The sequence below is a fragment of the Burkholderia sp. BCC0405 genome (assembly GCF_902833075.1).
Classification (GTDB): domain Bacteria; phylum Pseudomonadota; class Gammaproteobacteria; order Burkholderiales; family Burkholderiaceae; genus Burkholderia.
In genome coordinates this window covers 231,290-246,434 of the sequence record NZ_CADFEO010000006.1, presented here as the reverse complement: position 1 = coordinate 246,434, position 15,145 = coordinate 231,290, and the positions used below count along the sequence as shown (strand labels likewise).

The following is a 15,145-nucleotide window of genomic DNA, read 5'->3' as shown; positions in this document are numbered from 1 at the left end:
GCCCGTCGCCTCGGCAGGAAGGAAAGCAGTTTCGCACCATGCCAGGAGAGTTCATGATGAAAGGTATCTTGAGGAAATCGCTGTTGTCGCTCGCGCTGCTGGCCGGCGTCACAGCCGCGCACGCGCAGAGCACGGTGACGCTGTACGGCGTCATCGACGAGTCGCTGCAGTTCACGCACAACGCCACGCCCACCGGCAGCAACCAGCTCGGCCTGTACTCGGGCAACCTGTCCGGCAGCCGCTGGGGCCTGATGGGCAGCGAGGATCTCGGTGGCGGGCTGAAGGCGATCTTCCAGCTCGAGAACGGCTTCAACGTCAACAACGGCAAGATGGGCACCTACAACGGCACGACGTCGCTGTTCGGCCGCCAGGCCTACGTCGGCCTGCAAAGCGCGCAGTACGGCACGCTCACGCTCGGCCGCCAGTACGATCCGCTCGTCGACCAGGTTCAGGGGCTGACCGAAGACAATTACTTCGGCAGCACGTTCGCCACCGCCGGCGACGTCGACAACTACGACAACAGCTCGCGCACCAACAATGCGATCAAGTACCTGTCGCCGAGCTACGGCGGGCTGCAGGTCGAGACGATGTACGCGCTCGGCGGCGTCGCGGGGCAAACCGGATCGGCGCAGACGTGGGCCGTGGCCGCGTCGTACAACAACGGCCCGTTCTCGCTGGCGGCAGGCTACTACGTGGCCGACAACGCGAATTCGACGATCGCGCGCACCGGCTGGTCGTCGACGTCCGACGGTACCTTCGACGGCCCGGTGAACTCGGGGTACGCAACCGCGAAGTCGATCAACATCGCGCGCGTCGCCGCCCGCTACATCGCCGGGCCGTACACGCTCGGCCTCGCGTACAGTAATTCGGCGTACAAGGCAGACGCGCAGTCGGCATTCGCGTCGACCGAGAAGTTCAACACCGGCCAGGCGTACGTCAACTACCAGGCCACGCCGGCGCTGCTGCTCGGCCTCGGCTACAGCTATACGCATGCAAGCGGCGATACCAACGCGTCGTATAACCAGGTGTCGCTGGGCGCCGACTACAGCCTGTCGAAGCGGACCGACGTGTATCTCGTCGGCGCATGGCAGAAGGCAACCGGCACGCAGCTGAACGCGGACGGCACGGTGTCGGGCGCGGAAGCGTCGATCGGCTCGTACGGCGTGGCCGGCACGAACAGCCAGGACATGGTCAGCCTCGGCATCCGCCACCGGTTCTGATCGCAAGCCGCGCCGGCCGTCGTTCGCGGCGGCCGGCGCACGTATCCTTGCACCGCGACGCACCCGCATTTCACCGCAATCGTTTGAAATATTGCGGCCTTCCAACGCACCGAAACGTGCTGCCCCTCGCGATATTGCCGAAAACGACGACCGCTCGCGCGTCATGACGCGGCATCGATTACCGATCGTGTCCATTGCCCGCTGTCACCCACCCCGAATATCTCAATAATGAGCGGCCACTCTTGCGCGGGATCCAATTCAATCCGCTTACGGCACGTCATTCACGGAGTCCTGAATATGACGAAACAATCTTGAAATTTATTTGACGATCGCGTGACCTATGCTTCCGTCACACCGCGCACCGGCCACGCCGGACGCGGCGGTCATCCCCGACAGTGAAAGTGAAAGGCCCGATCATGTATCACACGATGCGCATGGAAGTCTCCACCGAATCCGGCTATCCAGTGATCCGGTTCACGATAGACGGCCAGACGTCCGTACTCGGCGTTCACGATATCGACCAGATGATCCTGCAGCTCGCGACCGCACGCGCCGCGATGCAGCCGACGCATCCGGTCGAGCCGCCGGAAGGCCAGTATCCGCTGCAGATCGATCCGTGCTGGCGCGTCGACCGGCTCGCCGATTACGACGGCGCGGTGCTGTCGATCCGTCATGTCGGGATGGGCTGGATCGCGTTCGCGCTACCCGCCGTCAACCTCACCAACCTCGTCGAAGCGCTCGCTTCGCCGCCGGAGATGACCGCCCAGGTCAACCACGCAATGCTGAACTGATGCACGACCGGCGCTGACCCGTTTCACGCCGGATAGCCGAATCCATCCCTCATTACTTCGCAATACGAAGTGTCACTGCGATCCGTGCCGTATCGGCCCAGGTCGTGGATTTCCGTTCCTTTCTGCCAAGGACATGCCCATCATGCGAATCGCATCATCGACCGCCACGCTCGCCCGGCAACCTTCCGCCTATGCGCTGCCGGATTTCGGCGCCTGCACGTGGTGCCTGCTGCCACCCGACACACCGCCCGCTGCTTCCGGTGCCGGCCATGCACGCGCATTCGGCGCGCGCCCGATCTTCCGCTGCCGGCTCACCGGCCGCTACTCCCCGGGGCAGTCGCTGAACGCCGTCTGCGGCAACAGTTATGCCGGCGTGTGTCAGCAGGCGGAATCGCACGTCGACAGGGTGTCGCGCCTGGTCGTGCGCGATGCGCGGAGCGATGCCGAACCTCGCGTTCACGCATTCGACGACGGGATCGACTGGCAGTGAAAGCGCGTTCGATGAAGTTCGGCTGGCTCGCCCGGCTTTGCTGGCTCGCGCCGGCCGCTTTCCCCGTTCACGCGCAGCCGGTGCAGGCCGCGCAAGCCGCGCCCGATGCGCCGCCGTCGAGCGGCTTCGCGATCCAGGATATCCGCGTCGAGGGCCTGACGCGTATCGAGCCTGGCACCGTGTTCTCGTATCTGCCGTTCAAGATCGGCGATACCTTCACCGACGACAAGGCATCGGCCGCGATCCGCGCGCTCTACGCGACCGGATTCTTCAACGACGTGCGGATCGCGACGGAAGGCAACATCGTGATCGTGAACGTCGTCGAGCGCTCGGTGATCGGCACGATCGATTTCGCCGGATTGCACGAGTTCGACAAGGACGCGATCGAGAAGGCGATGAAGTCGGTCGGGCTCGTCTCCGGGCACGCATACGACCCGTCGCTCGTCAGCAAGGCCGAGCAGGAGCTCAAGCGGCAGTACCTGACGCGCGGCTACTACGCGGCCGAGGTCACCACCACGGTGAGCCCGATCGACCGCAACCGCGTGGCGCTGCTGTTCTCCGTCGTCGAGGGGCCGAGCGCGAAGATCCGGCAGGTCGCCTTCGTCGGCAACCATGTATTCAGCGACGCGACGCTGCGCGACGAAATGCAGCTGTCGACGCCGAACTGGTTCTCCTGGTACACGAAGGACGACCTGTATTCGAAGGACAAGCTCGCCACCGATCTCGACGCCGTGCGTGCGTACTACCTCGATCGCGGCTATCTGGAGTTCAACATCGATTCGACCCAGGTATCGCTGTCGCCGGACCGCAAGGACATGGACCTGACCATCGCGTTGCATGAAGGCAAGCCCTATACGATCTCGGGTATCCGGCTGGCCGGCGACCTGCTCGGGCGCGAGGCCGAACTGAACCGGATTGTCGCGATCCGGGCGGGCGAGCGCTTTTCGGCGGCGAAACTCAAGGACACGACACAGGCGCTGATCGACAAGCTCGGCGAGTACGGCTATGCGTTCGCCACCATCAATACCGTCCCGCAGATCGACCAGCAGCACCATACGGTCGATCTCACGTTGCAGGTCACGCCCGGGCGCCGCGTCTACGTGCGGCACATCGACATTTCCGGCAACACGCGCACCCGCGACGAGGTGATCCGCCGAGAAATGCGGCAGATGGAAGACGCGTGGTTCGATTCGTCGCGGCTCAAGCTGTCGAAAGACCGCATCAACCGCCTCGGTTATTTCACCGATGTCGACGTGACGACCGTGCCCGTCGAAGGCACCGCCGACCAGGTCGACGTACACGTGAAAGTGACCGAGAAACCGACCGGCACGATCTCGCTCGGCCTCGGCTACGGTTCCGGCGAAGGCCCGATCATCTCGGCCGGCGTGTCGCAGGACAACGTGTTCGGCAGCGGCCAGACGATCGCCGTCAACGCGAACACCGCGACGACGATGCGCACGCTGAGCGTGTCGCAAACCGATCCGTACTTCACGATCGACGGCGTCAAGCGCATCACCGACGTGTACTACCGGACGACGCAGCCGCTCTACTATTCGAGCACGAACGACACGAGCTTCCGGATCATCTCGTACGGGGTCGACACGAAGTTCGGCATCCCGTTTTCCGAGAGCGACATGGTGTACTTCGGGCTCGGGCTCGAACAGGACCGCCTCGACGTCGATTCGACGACTCCGCAGAGCTACCTCGACTACGTGAAGACGTTCGGCCGCGTGTCGAACGTCGCGCCGTTCACGATCGGCTGGTCGCGCGACCAGCGCGACAGCGCGCTGATCCCCGGGCGCGGCTACTACCTGCAGGCGAACGCGGAATACGGCACGCCGATCGGCACCGTGTCGTACTACAAGACCGACGTGCAGGCGCAGTACTACCACTCGTTCGCGCGCGGCCTCGTGCTCGGGTTCAATGTCCAGGCGGGCTACGGCAACGGCCTCGGCGGGCAGCCTTACCCGATCTTCAAGAATTACTTCGCCGGCGGCATCGGCTCCGTGCGCGGCTACGAGCCCGGTTCGCTCGGCCCGCGCGACGCGACGACGGGCGACCCGATCGGCGGCTCGAGGATGGTGGTCGGCAACGTCGAGATGACCGTCCCGCTGCCCGGCACCGGCTACGACCGCACGCTGCGCGTGTTCACGTTCGTCGACGGCGGCAATGTCTGGGGCACCGAGGGCAACAGCGTCGGCGCGAACGGCTTGCGGTACAGCTACGGCGTCGGGCTCGAGTGGATCTCGCCGATCGGCCCGCTGAAGATCGACTATGCGCTGCCGATCGTCCACCACACCGGCGACCAGTACCAGAAGTTCCAGTTCCAGATTGGCACGTCGTTCTGATTCCGCTCCCGGCCCGCGCCACGCCGCGCGCGGCGGCATCGTCGCCCGCCTGCGCGCAGCGGCGATCGCGCTGCTCGTCGAGGTCACGCTGTCGGTCGCGCTCGGCGTGCCGCGCAATGCCGATGCGCAGTTGCAGAATGCCGCGGCCGTCCCTTACCGGCTCGACGACGCATGGGGGCTGCGCATCGCGTCGCAGCTCGTCGAGCATCCGCTCGCGGCCGGCCAGGCCGCGACGACGTTCGGGATCGGCGCGATGGCCACCGGCACCATCGACCAGGACCTGTCGCTGCACGGCAATGCGGAGCTACGCCGTGGCGCGTCGGTCGTGAAGGCCGACGCGATCCACTACGACGCGGACACCGACATGACCGACGCATACGGCCACGTGCTCGTCGTACACGACGGCAACGCCTTCGCCGGCCCCGACGCGCATCTGCAACTCGACAGCGTCGAAGGCACGATGACGTCACCGCACTACCGCTTCAACCTGACGGGCGGCTCGGGCTCCGGCACGCGCGTCGACCTGCTCGACGATTCGCGCGAGGTGGTCTACGACGGCACCTACACGACCTGCCATTGCGCGAACGATCCGGCGTGGTACCTCAGAGCGTCGCGACTCGATCTCGACAATGCGGCGGGCGTTGGCGTCGCGCACGACGGCGTGCTTTACTTCGCGGGCCTGCCGCTGTTCGCGTCACCGTGGATGTCGTTTCCGTTGAACGGCGAGCGCAAGACCGGGGTCCTGCCGCCCACGCTCTCGATCAGCTCGACGAACGGCTATGACATCGCGGTGCCGATCTATTTCGATCTCGCGCCCAACTACGACCTGACGGTCACGCCTCGGCTGATGACCAAGCGCGGCGCGATGCTGACGACCGACTACCGCTACCTGAGCCCGACCTATTCCGGCTCGCTGTCCGTCAGCGTGCTGCCGGACGACGCGACGACGCACACCGATCGCTACTCGATCGCGTTCCAGCACCGCGAGAACCTCGGCAACGGCTTCGCCGCGTACGCGAACTACAACCGCGTGTCCGATGCGTCGGTGCCGTCGGATTTCTCGAGCGCGAACTCGCTGGTCGTCGGCTCGCAAACGCTGTTCCAGCAGGAAGCGGGCGTGACCTACAACCATGGCCCGTGGTCCATCCTCGCGCGCGTGCAGAACTGGCAATCGTTTACCACCGCGCCGCCGTACAACCGCGAACCGGAGCTCGACGCGAAGTACACGCGCTACAACGTCGGCGGTTTCGATTTCGGCGCGGACGTGAACGCAACCCGCTTCACGATCCCGACCGCCGATTCGACCGAAGGCAACCGGCTCACGTTCGACACTTTCGTCAGCTACCCGATCGTGGCGCCCGGATGGTACGTGACGCCGAAGCTCCAGTGGCATGCGGCGTCTTACGACCTCACGTCGATCGGCAGCGACGCGCCGGCCGGGCAACCGAAGACGTTCACCGTCAACGTGCCGACCGCGAGCCTCGACATGGGCGCCACGTTCGAGCGCGCGGTCCGGCTGTTCGGCATCGACATGATCCAGACGCTCGAACCGAGGCTTTACTACGTCTATACGCCGTACCGCAACCAGGCCTTCGCGCCGGTGTTCGATACCGCGCCGCTCGACTTCGGTCTCGCGGAGATCTTCACGAGCAACCGCTTCGTCGGCGGGGATCGCGTGAGCGACATGAACCGGTTGACGGCCGGTGTCACCACGCGCTTCGTCGATGCCGGCAGCGGCACCGAGCTTGCACGCTTCGTGCTCGCGCAGGAGTATGACTTTCGCGCGTCGCAGGTCACGATGCCGGGCGACACGCCACCGACGGTCGGGCCGTCCGACGTGGTCGCCGGCGCCGCGTTCCATATCGGTTCCGGCCTCGAACTGCAGCAGGCGGCCGAGTACAACCAGTCGAGCAACGAGCTGACCCAGGCGATCGCCGGCATCGACTGGAAGCCGGCCGACGGCAAGGTCGTCAATCTCGCCTACCTGTATGCGCGCGCGAACGCGACGCTCGACGACGAGGCGGAGAACCAGGTGCTGCTGTCCGCGCAATGGCCGCTGACGCACGCGCTGTCGGGCGTCGGCTCGGTCGACTACGATCTCGCCGCGCACCGGCTGGTCAGCGGGCTGCTCGGGTTCCAGTACGCGGCCGACTGCTGGGCCGTCAGCTTCGCGCTGCAGAAGTACACCAACTACAACGGCACGACGTCGCCGACCACCGGCACCCGCGTGCTGGTGCAGTTGCAACTCGACGGCCTGAGCCGCATCGACAACGGGCTGCTGCAGCAATTCCGCGCGAACGTGCCCGGGTATTCGACACCGACGCTGCCGGCGCCGACGGCGCGGTTCAGCGACTATCCGTGAGCCGCACGCTCGGCACCCGCCGCACGCTCGGCGACGGCAGTGTCGATCGCCCACGGCAATGCGCCGTCGAGCGGCCGACGACCGGACTATCCGACGCGATACATCGGCACCACGTTGCTGCCGCCCGTTTCCTGGTCCGACACGAGCGGATCGCGCGCCTGTTCGAGCAGCCAGTTGGTCAGCACCGCGATATCGAACTCGTTGCATGCATCCGGGTTCTGCACCACCACGTAGCTGCCCGATGCGACCGTGCAGTGCGGGAACAGCTCGACGAGCCTGCCCTGCTTCAGCAGCCCGTCGACCAGCGGCCGCCGCCCGATCGCGATGCCGTGCCCGTCGACCGCGGCCTGCACCAGCTGGTCGTACTGGCTGAAATGCAGCGCCCCGGCGGGCCGCAGGCGCGGCACGCCCAGTTCCTTCAGCAGGTGGCTCCATCCGTGCCACGGCCACTCGCCGCGCGGATCGTCGAGATGCAGCAGCACGTGCTTGTCGAGGTCCGCCGGCTTCATCGACGCCGCATCGCCCGCCGCCGGCATCAGGCTCGGGCTGCAGACCGCCACGACACGCTCGCGAAACAGCACGTCCGTCTCGTCCGTCGACGTATACGGCCCTGCATATCGCACGGCCAGGTGCAAACGTTTGCGTTTAAGATCTTCAATTTCGCTCGTTGCCGACACGCGTACGTCGATGTCGGAGTAGCTTGCGCGGAACGAACCGAGGCGCGGAATCAGCCACAGCGCCGCGAACGAAACGGTGGTCGACAACGAGATCGCGCGCTGGCCGACCCACGTCGAGGAAAAGATCACGCTCGACGAAGCCCATGCGCTCGTCGCCGAAGCCGGTCTCGCGGCAGTCGCGTCGATCTACAGCCCGAGCGCCGGGCTCGGCGCGCTCGGCTTCGAGATCCTGCTGAAGAAACCGGCGCTGGCCTGAGCGATGACCGACCTCGCCTTCCTCGCCGCACACGCCGCACACGCCGCCGCGCGGCTCGGCGCCGACGACGTGCACTGCTCGGCGGTCGCGCCCGGCGCGACGTTGCCGCTGTGCGTGACGCCGCGCAGCGCCGAACTCGCGACCTCGCCGGAGAGGTTCGTCGCATGGTACCGCTCGCGGCTCGACACGATCGACACGCTGCTCGACGCGTGCGGTGCGTTGCTGTGGCGCGGCTTCGCGGTACCCGACACCGCCGCGTTCGGCCGCCTCGGCGCGCTGTATCCGGCACACGCGCACGGCTACACGGCGGGCGCGGCGCCCCGCCGGCAGATCGACGGCCAGGTGTACGAGTCGACCCGCATGCCGCCGCCGTTCAAGATCGGGCTGCACCAGGAGATGGCCTACATGCCCGCGTTCCCGCGCTTGGTCGCGTTCTATTGCCGGCAGCCGGCCGACGCGGGCGGCGAGACGCCGATCTGCGACATGCGGCGCGTGACGGCGCGCGTGCCGGCCGCGCTGCGCGAACGGTTCGCCGAACGCGGCGTGATGTACCTGCGCAATTTCGCGGCGCCCGGCGATCGCGCGGACGGCCTCGCCGCCAACCCGAACCTGCCGTTCGCCGAATACCACCGGCCGTGGCATGACGCGTTCGGCACGCGCGAGCGCGACGAGGTCGAGCGGCTGTGCGCGGAGCGCGGCGTCGGCTGCCGCTGGCTCGACGACGGCAGCGTGACCGTGTCGCACGTCGGCAGCGCGCTGCGCACGCATCCTCGCACCGGCGAGACGGTGTGGTTCAACCAGGCGAGCGCGCAACACCCGAACCCGCGTTCGATGGGCGAGCTCAGCTACCGCTACCTGCAACGCATGTACGCCGGGCGCGCGGCGTTCCCGTACGAGATCCGCTACGGCGACGGATCGCCGATGCCGTTCGACGATCTCGCCCCGATCTACGACGCGTTCGACAACGAGGAGCTTGCGTTCCCGTGGCAGGCCGGCGACGTGCTCGTCGTCGACAACATGCTGGTCGCGCACGGCCGCAACCCGTACCGGGGCGCGCGCGACACGCAGGTCACGCTGTTCGACTGACAGGATGCAACGATGAGCGATTCGTTCCTCGCCTCCGTGCGCGCGCTGTTCGGCCCGCACACCGCGTTCGACCGGCCGCTGCGCACGGCCACGCCGCCGTTGCCCGATGCGCACGCGCCGGGCGCGGCGCTCGGCGCGCGCGCGATCGACGTCGCGGCCGGCGATTTCCGTTTTTCCGCGCGGCATGTGCGGTTCCGGCTCGGCGCCGTCACCGCGATCGTCGGGCCGAACGGCTCCGGCAAGACCACGCTGCTCGAGACGCTGCTCGGCTTCCGGCGCGGCGGCACCGACGTGCGCGTGCTCGACGTGCCGGCCGCGCGCTTCATGCGCGATACGCCGTCGCTACGGCGCATCGGTGCGCAATTGCAGAAGGTCGAGTATCCCGACCATCTGCGCGTGTCGGAAATCGTCGCGCTGCACCGCGCGATGTACGTGCGCGCGGATGCGGCGGTCACGGATGCGCTCGGCGTCGCCGAACTGCTCGACAAGCCGTGCCGCGCGCTGTCGAAGGGGCAGCGCCAGCGCGTCGATCTCTACGTCGCGCTCGCGCACCGGCCCGAACTCGCCGTGCTCGACGAACCGTTCACCGGCCTCGACCGCCGCTATGCGGGCGTCGTGATCGACCTGCTGCGCCAGCGCGCGCGCGGCACGAGCGTGGCGATGATCTGCCACGCGGAGGAGGAACTCGCCGTCGTCGACGATCTCGTGTGGGTGCGCGACGGCGGCGTGCGCTACCAGGGCGACAAGGACGCGCTGCGCGCCGAGTTGGTCGGCGACGCGCGCGCGGTCCTGCATTGCCGCGACGAAGCCGATGCCCGCGCGCTGCGTAAGCGCCTCGCGGCGCTGCCGGGCGTGACCGGCGTGCGCGTATCGGCCACGCATGTCGTCGAGGTGTTCGGCGATGCGACGCTGCATCCGAACGTGCACCGGATCGTCGGCGAACAGGGCATCCAGCATCTCGCGCTCGCACCGAGCACGCCGGGCGACCTGCTGCGCCTCTGTACCGAGGGCCCTTCCCATGACTAAGGTGTTCCTGATCCTGGTGCGCAACGAGCTGCTCGGCTATCTGCGCAGCCGCTCGTCGCTGTTCTGGACGCTCGTGTTCCCGCTGTTCCTGCTGAGCGTGATGCTGTTCGCGTTCGGCGGCTCGGGTTCGCTCGGCACCGCGGACATCGCGTTCGACGTGCCCGGCGGCGCAACGCCGTACAGCCGCGCCTGCGAAGCGCAGATCGTCGCCAGCTTCTCGCACAGCGACACGGTGAAGGCGACCTTCGACGGCCGCGGCGCGGCGGCCGATCGCGTGACCGTCGTGCTCGGCAACGACGTGCGCACGCCCGCGACGATCCGCTACGACTTCAACGGCTCGCTCGCGGTCAAGGCCGCGTCGCGCGTCGTCGAGATCGCGCTCGCGCGCTGCGCCGCGCAGCGGCTCGGGGTGCCCGCCGCGCAGGCGCGCTTCGAGAACGCGGCGCCGGCGCGCCGCCCGTTCGACTATGGCGCGTTCTTCGCGACCGGCATTCTCGTGATGGCGTTCATGGCGATCGGCCTCAATTCGACGACGACCGCGATCGCGTCGCTGCGCGAACGCAATACGTTCAAGCTGTACGTGTGCTTCCCGGTCTCGCGCGGCGTGTTCCTCGCCGCGCTGATCGTCGCGCGGATGGTGATGATGGCGCTGTCGGCGCTCGTACTGCTGACGGTCGCACGCGTCGCGTTCGGCATCGCGCTGCCGATCGCGACGCCGGACGGGCTGCGCGCGTTGCCGATCGTGCTGCTCGGCGCGGCGATGGTGCTCAGCATCGGCGTGCTGCTCGCGAGCCGCACCCAATCGCTGGCCGCCGCCGAACTCGCCTGCAACGTCACCTACTACCCGCTGCTGTTCTTCAGCGACCTGACGATCCCGATGCACGACGCGCCGGCCTGGCTGAAGGCGGTGCTCGCGTTCCTGCCGACCAACCAGTTCGCGGTCGCGCTGCGCGGCGCGCTGGTCGACGGCGCCCCGTACGCGCAGCTCGCGCCGCAACTGCTCGGCATGACGGCGAGCACGGCGCTGTTCCTGTTCGCCGCCGTGCGGCTGTTCCGCTGGCACGACGCATGACGCGTCGCCCGCTGTTTCGACGTTTCGACGTTTCGACGTTTCGACGAAGGAGAATCCCCCGATGAAATCGAGCAATCCCATGACCGACTACCTGCTGCACGCGAGCAACTTCCTGCCGGCGATCGTGTTCCTGTTCTATGGCCGGCTCGGCCCCGAGCAGCCGGACGTGCGCTGGACGCACGCGTTCCTGATCGGCGGCGTGCTGGCGCTCGTGCACGGCGTGTGGCTGATCCGCCGCGCGGACCGCAACAGCATCGCGCTCGGCGTCGACCTGTTCCTCGTGATCGGCGCGGTGCTCGCGCTCGTGTCGCCGACAGGTAGCCGTTTGTGGGGCGAGGAACTCGGGCCGGCCGCGATGCTCGTCTGCGTGCTGGTCGTCGGCATCGTGCATACCGCGTGGTCGGACGGCGGCTTCGTCGACGGCACGTTCGTCGACCATGCGCGGGCGCGCTCGCTGTCGATCGTGCTGCTCGCCGTCACCGTCGTCGCGCTCGCCGTGTCGATCACGATGCGCCACAGTCCGCTGTGGGGCGGCGTCGTGCCGCTGATCGCGCTGGTCGTCGTGCGCGGCCGCCTGCGCAAGCAGCTCGTGCGGGCCGGCCTGACGATGAGCGCGCTGCCCGACCGCACCGCGCAGCGGCACGCGCTCGCCGCGACGCTCGGCGACGGCTGGCTCGACGGTGCGTCCGACGACGCATGCGAGCCCTACACGACGGACGTGACGCTCCACGGCGGCATCGCGCTCGGCGTCGCGCGGCCGGCCTCGACCGCCGACACGAGCGCGCTCGCGCGGATCGCCGTCGCGCACCGCATCGCGCTCGTCGCGCAGGGCGCACGCACCGGGCTCGTCGGCGCCGCCGTGCCCGATCGCAGCGGCACGCAATGCGTGGTGTCGTTCGACCGGATGCGGGCCGTTCGCGCGTTCGACGCGGCGAATCGCAGCATCACGGTCGAGGCCGGCGTGCGGCTGTCCGACATCAACCGCGTGGCGGCCGAAGCCGGCCTCTGCCTGCCGATCGACCTCGGCAGCGATCCGGCGGCCGGCGGCCTCGTCGGCGCCAACGCGGGCGGCAGCCGCCTGATCAAGTACGGCGACGTGCACCGCAACGTGCTCGGCGTCGAAGTCGTGCTCGCCGACGCGGCGGGCACCGTGATCGACGCGCTCGCGCCGCTGCGCAAACGCAACGCGGGCTTCGACGTCACGCAATGCTTTATCGGCGCGAACGGCGCCAACGGGCTCGTGACGGCCGTGTCGTTCGCCCTCGCGCCGCTCGAACGGTCGTCGTGCGCCGCGTTCGTCGCGTTTGCGTCTTACGACGCAGCGCTCGCCGGCCTGCTCGCGTTCGAGCGCGTGTTCGGCGAGATGCTGTCGGCATTCGAATTCATGTCGGCGGCGGCCGTCGGCTGCGTCGCGGCCGCGTTTCCGGCGTTGCGCGTTCCGTTCGACGCCGACGCAGCGGCATGCTATGCGCTCGTGGAGATCGCGACCGGCATGGCGGGGCTCGATGCGCTGCTCGAGGAACGCACGATCGCAACGCTCGACGCGCTCGCGAACGAACGCGCGGTGCTCGACGCGGCCTGCGCGCCGGCCGAACGGTTCTGGCGAATCCGCGATGCACTGCCGGTCGCGGTCGCGCAGGATGGCCTGCCGCTGTCGTTCGACGTGTCGTTTCCGCGCAGCGCACTGGCCGCGTTCGTCGCCGATGCCGAGCAATGGATCGCGGCCGCGCATCCGTCGCTGCGCTGTTACGCGTTCGGGCATTTCGGCGACGGCGGCTGTCATCTCGTCGTGTCGATCCCGCATGCCAGTGCGGAGCGCTACGGGCCGCTGCAGCAGGTGGCGCTGCGCGGCGCGCTGTACGACCGCGTGGTGCGGGCCGGTGGCTGCTTCAGCGCCGAGCATGGCGTCGGGCCGGTGAACGTCGCGTACTACCGCAAGCATGTGCCGGCATCACATCGGCAGGTCGCCGCCGCCGTCCAGCACGCGATCGACCCGCTGGGGTTGATCGGGCGTGTCCGCTACTGACGCGCCGTATCGAGGCGCCATGGAGAATTCAGATGATGTTTCGACGCCCGCCCGGCCCGGGCACCGCTTCCGAACCGGACGCCGGTCAACCGTGCTCCGGTATCCCGGCCACGCTGCCCGACTCGGGTGTCGTGGTCAACGTGCGCGGCGCCGTCTACGTGATCGCGCTGTCGCCCCGCGATCACGCGCGCCCGGCGCTGTGGCGCGAGCTGGCGGATTGGCGTGATGATCGGCAGGCCGATGGACCGCCATGCAATGGGGGTGCCCCGGATGCGTCGGTCGACAGATAGGCCCTGCTCGCCGCGAGCGGCACTGCAGCGTGGCTTCGTGCTCACGCGTCTTCCGGTGACGTGAAGGGAGCGACGCATGCAAAGGCGGCGCCGGACCACCTCGGTCGTCCGGCGCCGCGACGGGCGAAGACAAGCGAAGCGCGCGATCAGAACACCGCGTGCCCGCTGATGACGCTCGGCAGCCACGTCGAGAAGAACGGCAGGTACGTGACGATGTTGATCGCACTGAAGATCGCGAGGTAATACGGCCACGCCATCTTCGTGGTCTCGCCGATCGACACGTTGCCGATCGCGCAGCCGACGAACTGCACCGAGCCGATCGGCGGGTGCACGAGGCCGAGCGAGCAGTTCAGCAGCAGCATGATCCCGAACTGCACCGGTCCGACGCCGCACGCCATCGCGATCGGCAGGAACAGCGGCGTCGTGATCAGGATGTGCGCGGCCATGTCGACGAACGTGCCGAGGAACACCTGGATGATGTTGATGTACAGCAGCATCAGCCAGGGCGCCGCGGTCGACTGCTTCAGCAGCCCTTCGATCGCATCCGGGATCTCGAGGTACGACATCTGGAAGCGCAGCATGTTGGACACCGCGATCAGCAGCAGCACGACACCCGTCGTGCGCGCCGCATGCGACAGCGCGCGGCGCAGCTTCTCGGCCGTCAGCGTCCGGTAGACCACCGCGGTCAGCACCAGCGAGTACACGACGGCGATCGCGGCCGCTTCGGTCGCGGTGGCGATCCCCTTCGCGACGCACACGAGGATGATCGCGATCACCATCAGGCCGGGCACCGCGCCGACGAAGCTGCGCAGCACCGCATACCAGCCGGGAAACGCGGGCAGCGCGGACGAACCGTCTTCACGGCGCGGATAGCCGTGACGCACGGCCTGCCAGTACGCGGCGGCGAGCACGAAACCCATCACCCACAACACCGGCAGCAGCCCCGAGAACAGCAGGTCGCCGATCGACACGCCGCTCACCGGCTGGCCGTGCAGCATGCCGGTGATGCCCTGCGCGGCGAACGCGTAGATGATCATGTTGGTCGACGTCGGCATCAGCGCGCCGGCGAGCGACGCATGCGTCGTCACGTTGACCGCGTACGCAGCGCTGTAGCCTTCGCGCTTCATCAGCGGAATCACCACGCCGCCCATCGCCGACGTATCGGCGGTCGGCGAGCCCGACACGCCGCCGAACAGCGTACAGGCGACGACGTTCGCCATCCCGAGGCCGCCGCGGAAGTGGCCGACGGTCGCCTGCGCGAAGCGCAGGATCCGGTCCGCGATGCCGCCGTGCAGCATCAGTTCGCCGGAGAAGATGAAGAACGGCACCGCGAGGAACGAGAACGCATTCATCCCCGAGATCATGGCCTGCATCGCGGTCGCGATCGGCAAGCCTTCGACCATATAGGTCAGCACGCAGGCGATCCCGAGCGCGAACGACACGGGCACGCCCAGCACGAGGAAAATCAGAAAACTGACGGACAGGATCGCGAGTTCCATGG

Annotated in this window: 12 protein-coding genes and 1 pseudogene; 11 read left to right on the top strand and 2 right to left on the bottom strand. The window is 67.9% G+C overall.

Going from position 1 to position 15,145, the window contains the following annotated elements; all coding sequences use genetic code 11:
- The first annotated feature begins 56 nt into the window (after positions 1–56).
- From HWX36_RS12280 to HWX36_RS12260, 5 genes are all read left to right on the top strand, one after another.
- Positions 57–1,220, top strand: coding sequence for a porin (locus HWX36_RS12280; protein WP_175952490.1), 1,164 nt, complete (start codon positions 57–59; stop codon positions 1,218–1,220).
- Positions 1,221–1,621: 401 nt separating this feature from the next.
- On the top strand, positions 1,622–2,011 hold the full coding sequence (locus tag HWX36_RS12275; protein WP_175952351.1) for a hypothetical protein: 390 nt from the start codon (positions 1,622–1,624) through the stop codon (positions 2,009–2,011).
- A 142-nt stretch (positions 2,012–2,153) separates the two neighbouring features.
- Positions 2,154–2,501, top strand: a complete 348-nt coding sequence (locus tag HWX36_RS12270; protein WP_175952350.1) for a hypothetical protein — start codon at positions 2,154–2,156, stop codon at positions 2,499–2,501.
- Positions 2,498–4,849, top strand: a complete 2,352-nt coding sequence (gene bamA, locus HWX36_RS12265; RefSeq protein WP_244136400.1) for an outer membrane protein assembly factor BamA — start codon at positions 2,498–2,500, stop codon at positions 4,847–4,849. The genes HWX36_RS12270 and bamA overlap by 4 nt, the downstream gene beginning before the upstream one ends.
- A complete protein-coding gene (locus tag HWX36_RS12260) occupies positions 4,833–7,211 on the top strand; it encodes an LPS-assembly protein LptD (RefSeq protein ID WP_244136399.1) in 2,379 nt (792 codons plus the stop codon). Before bamA ends, HWX36_RS12260 begins: the two co-directional genes overlap by 17 nt.
- Positions 7,212–7,297: 86 nt before the next feature.
- On the opposite strand, the gene HWX36_RS12255 is transcribed toward HWX36_RS12260, so the two are convergent.
- Entirely contained in the window at positions 7,298–7,975 is a 678-nt protein-coding gene (locus HWX36_RS12255) for a LysR substrate-binding domain-containing protein (protein WP_244136398.1), read from the bottom strand.
- Positions 7,976–7,991: 16 nt separating this feature from the next.
- Between HWX36_RS12255 and HWX36_RS12250 the strand changes: the two are divergent.
- The 6 genes and pseudogenes from HWX36_RS12250 to HWX36_RS12220 all read left to right on the top strand — a co-directional run.
- Positions 7,992–8,144: pseudogene (locus HWX36_RS12250) on the top strand (class I SAM-dependent methyltransferase); the annotation flags it as partial.
- Between the two features lie 3 nt (positions 8,145–8,147).
- Positions 8,148–9,230, top strand: a complete 1,083-nt coding sequence (locus tag HWX36_RS12245) for a TauD/TfdA family dioxygenase (RefSeq protein ID WP_175952348.1) — start codon at positions 8,148–8,150, stop codon at positions 9,228–9,230.
- A gap of 12 nt (positions 9,231–9,242) precedes the next feature.
- Complete coding sequence (locus HWX36_RS12240; RefSeq protein ID WP_175952347.1) at positions 9,243–10,256, top strand: ABC transporter ATP-binding protein; 1,014 nt, start codon at positions 9,243–9,245, stop codon at positions 10,254–10,256.
- Positions 10,249–11,328, top strand: a complete 1,080-nt coding sequence (locus tag HWX36_RS12235) for an ABC transporter permease (protein WP_175952346.1) — start codon at positions 10,249–10,251, stop codon at positions 11,326–11,328. Before HWX36_RS12240 ends, HWX36_RS12235 begins: the two co-directional genes overlap by 8 nt.
- 61 nt (positions 11,329–11,389) lie before the next feature.
- Positions 11,390–13,354, top strand: a complete 1,965-nt coding sequence (locus tag HWX36_RS12225; RefSeq protein WP_244136397.1) for an FAD-binding oxidoreductase — start codon at positions 11,390–11,392, stop codon at positions 13,352–13,354.
- Positions 13,355–13,386: 32 nt separating this feature from the next.
- Positions 13,387–13,644: a hypothetical protein gene (locus HWX36_RS12220; RefSeq protein ID WP_175952345.1), complete on the top strand. Its 258-nt coding sequence runs from the start codon at positions 13,387–13,389 to the stop codon at positions 13,642–13,644.
- A 146-nt stretch (positions 13,645–13,790) separates the two neighbouring features.
- On the opposite strand, the gene HWX36_RS12215 is transcribed toward HWX36_RS12220, so the two are convergent.
- The gene (locus tag HWX36_RS12215; protein WP_039347791.1) at positions 13,791–15,143 is read right to left on the bottom strand and encodes a TRAP transporter large permease; all 1,353 of its coding nucleotides are present in this window, start codon (positions 15,141–15,143) and stop codon (positions 13,791–13,793) included.
- Positions 15,144–15,145 lie beyond the last annotated feature (2 nt).

What these genes read in the sequence shown, in the direction of transcription:
- HWX36_RS12280 (WP_175952490.1), top strand. Translation starts at nt 57, where the DNA reads ATGAAAGGTATCTTGAGGAAATCGCTGTTGTCGCTCGCGCTGCTGGCC.
- HWX36_RS12270 (WP_175952350.1), top strand. Translation starts at nt 2,154, where the DNA reads ATGCGAATCGCATCATCGACCGCCACGCTCGCCCGGCAACCTTCCGCC.
- HWX36_RS12245 (WP_175952348.1), top strand. Translation starts at nt 8,148, where the DNA reads ATGACCGACCTCGCCTTCCTCGCCGCACACGCCGCACACGCCGCCGCG.
- HWX36_RS12240 (WP_175952347.1), top strand. Translation starts at nt 9,243, where the DNA reads ATGAGCGATTCGTTCCTCGCCTCCGTGCGCGCGCTGTTCGGCCCGCAC.
- HWX36_RS12235 (WP_175952346.1), top strand. Translation starts at nt 10,249, where the DNA reads ATGACTAAGGTGTTCCTGATCCTGGTGCGCAACGAGCTGCTCGGCTAT.
- HWX36_RS12225 (WP_244136397.1), top strand. Translation starts at nt 11,390, where the DNA reads ATGAAATCGAGCAATCCCATGACCGACTACCTGCTGCACGCGAGCAAC.
- HWX36_RS12220 (WP_175952345.1), top strand. Translation starts at nt 13,387, where the DNA reads ATGATGTTTCGACGCCCGCCCGGCCCGGGCACCGCTTCCGAACCGGAC.
- HWX36_RS12215 (WP_039347791.1), bottom strand. Translation starts at nt 15,143, where the DNA reads ATGGAACTCGCGATCCTGTCCGTCAGTTTTCTGATTTTCCTCGTGCTG.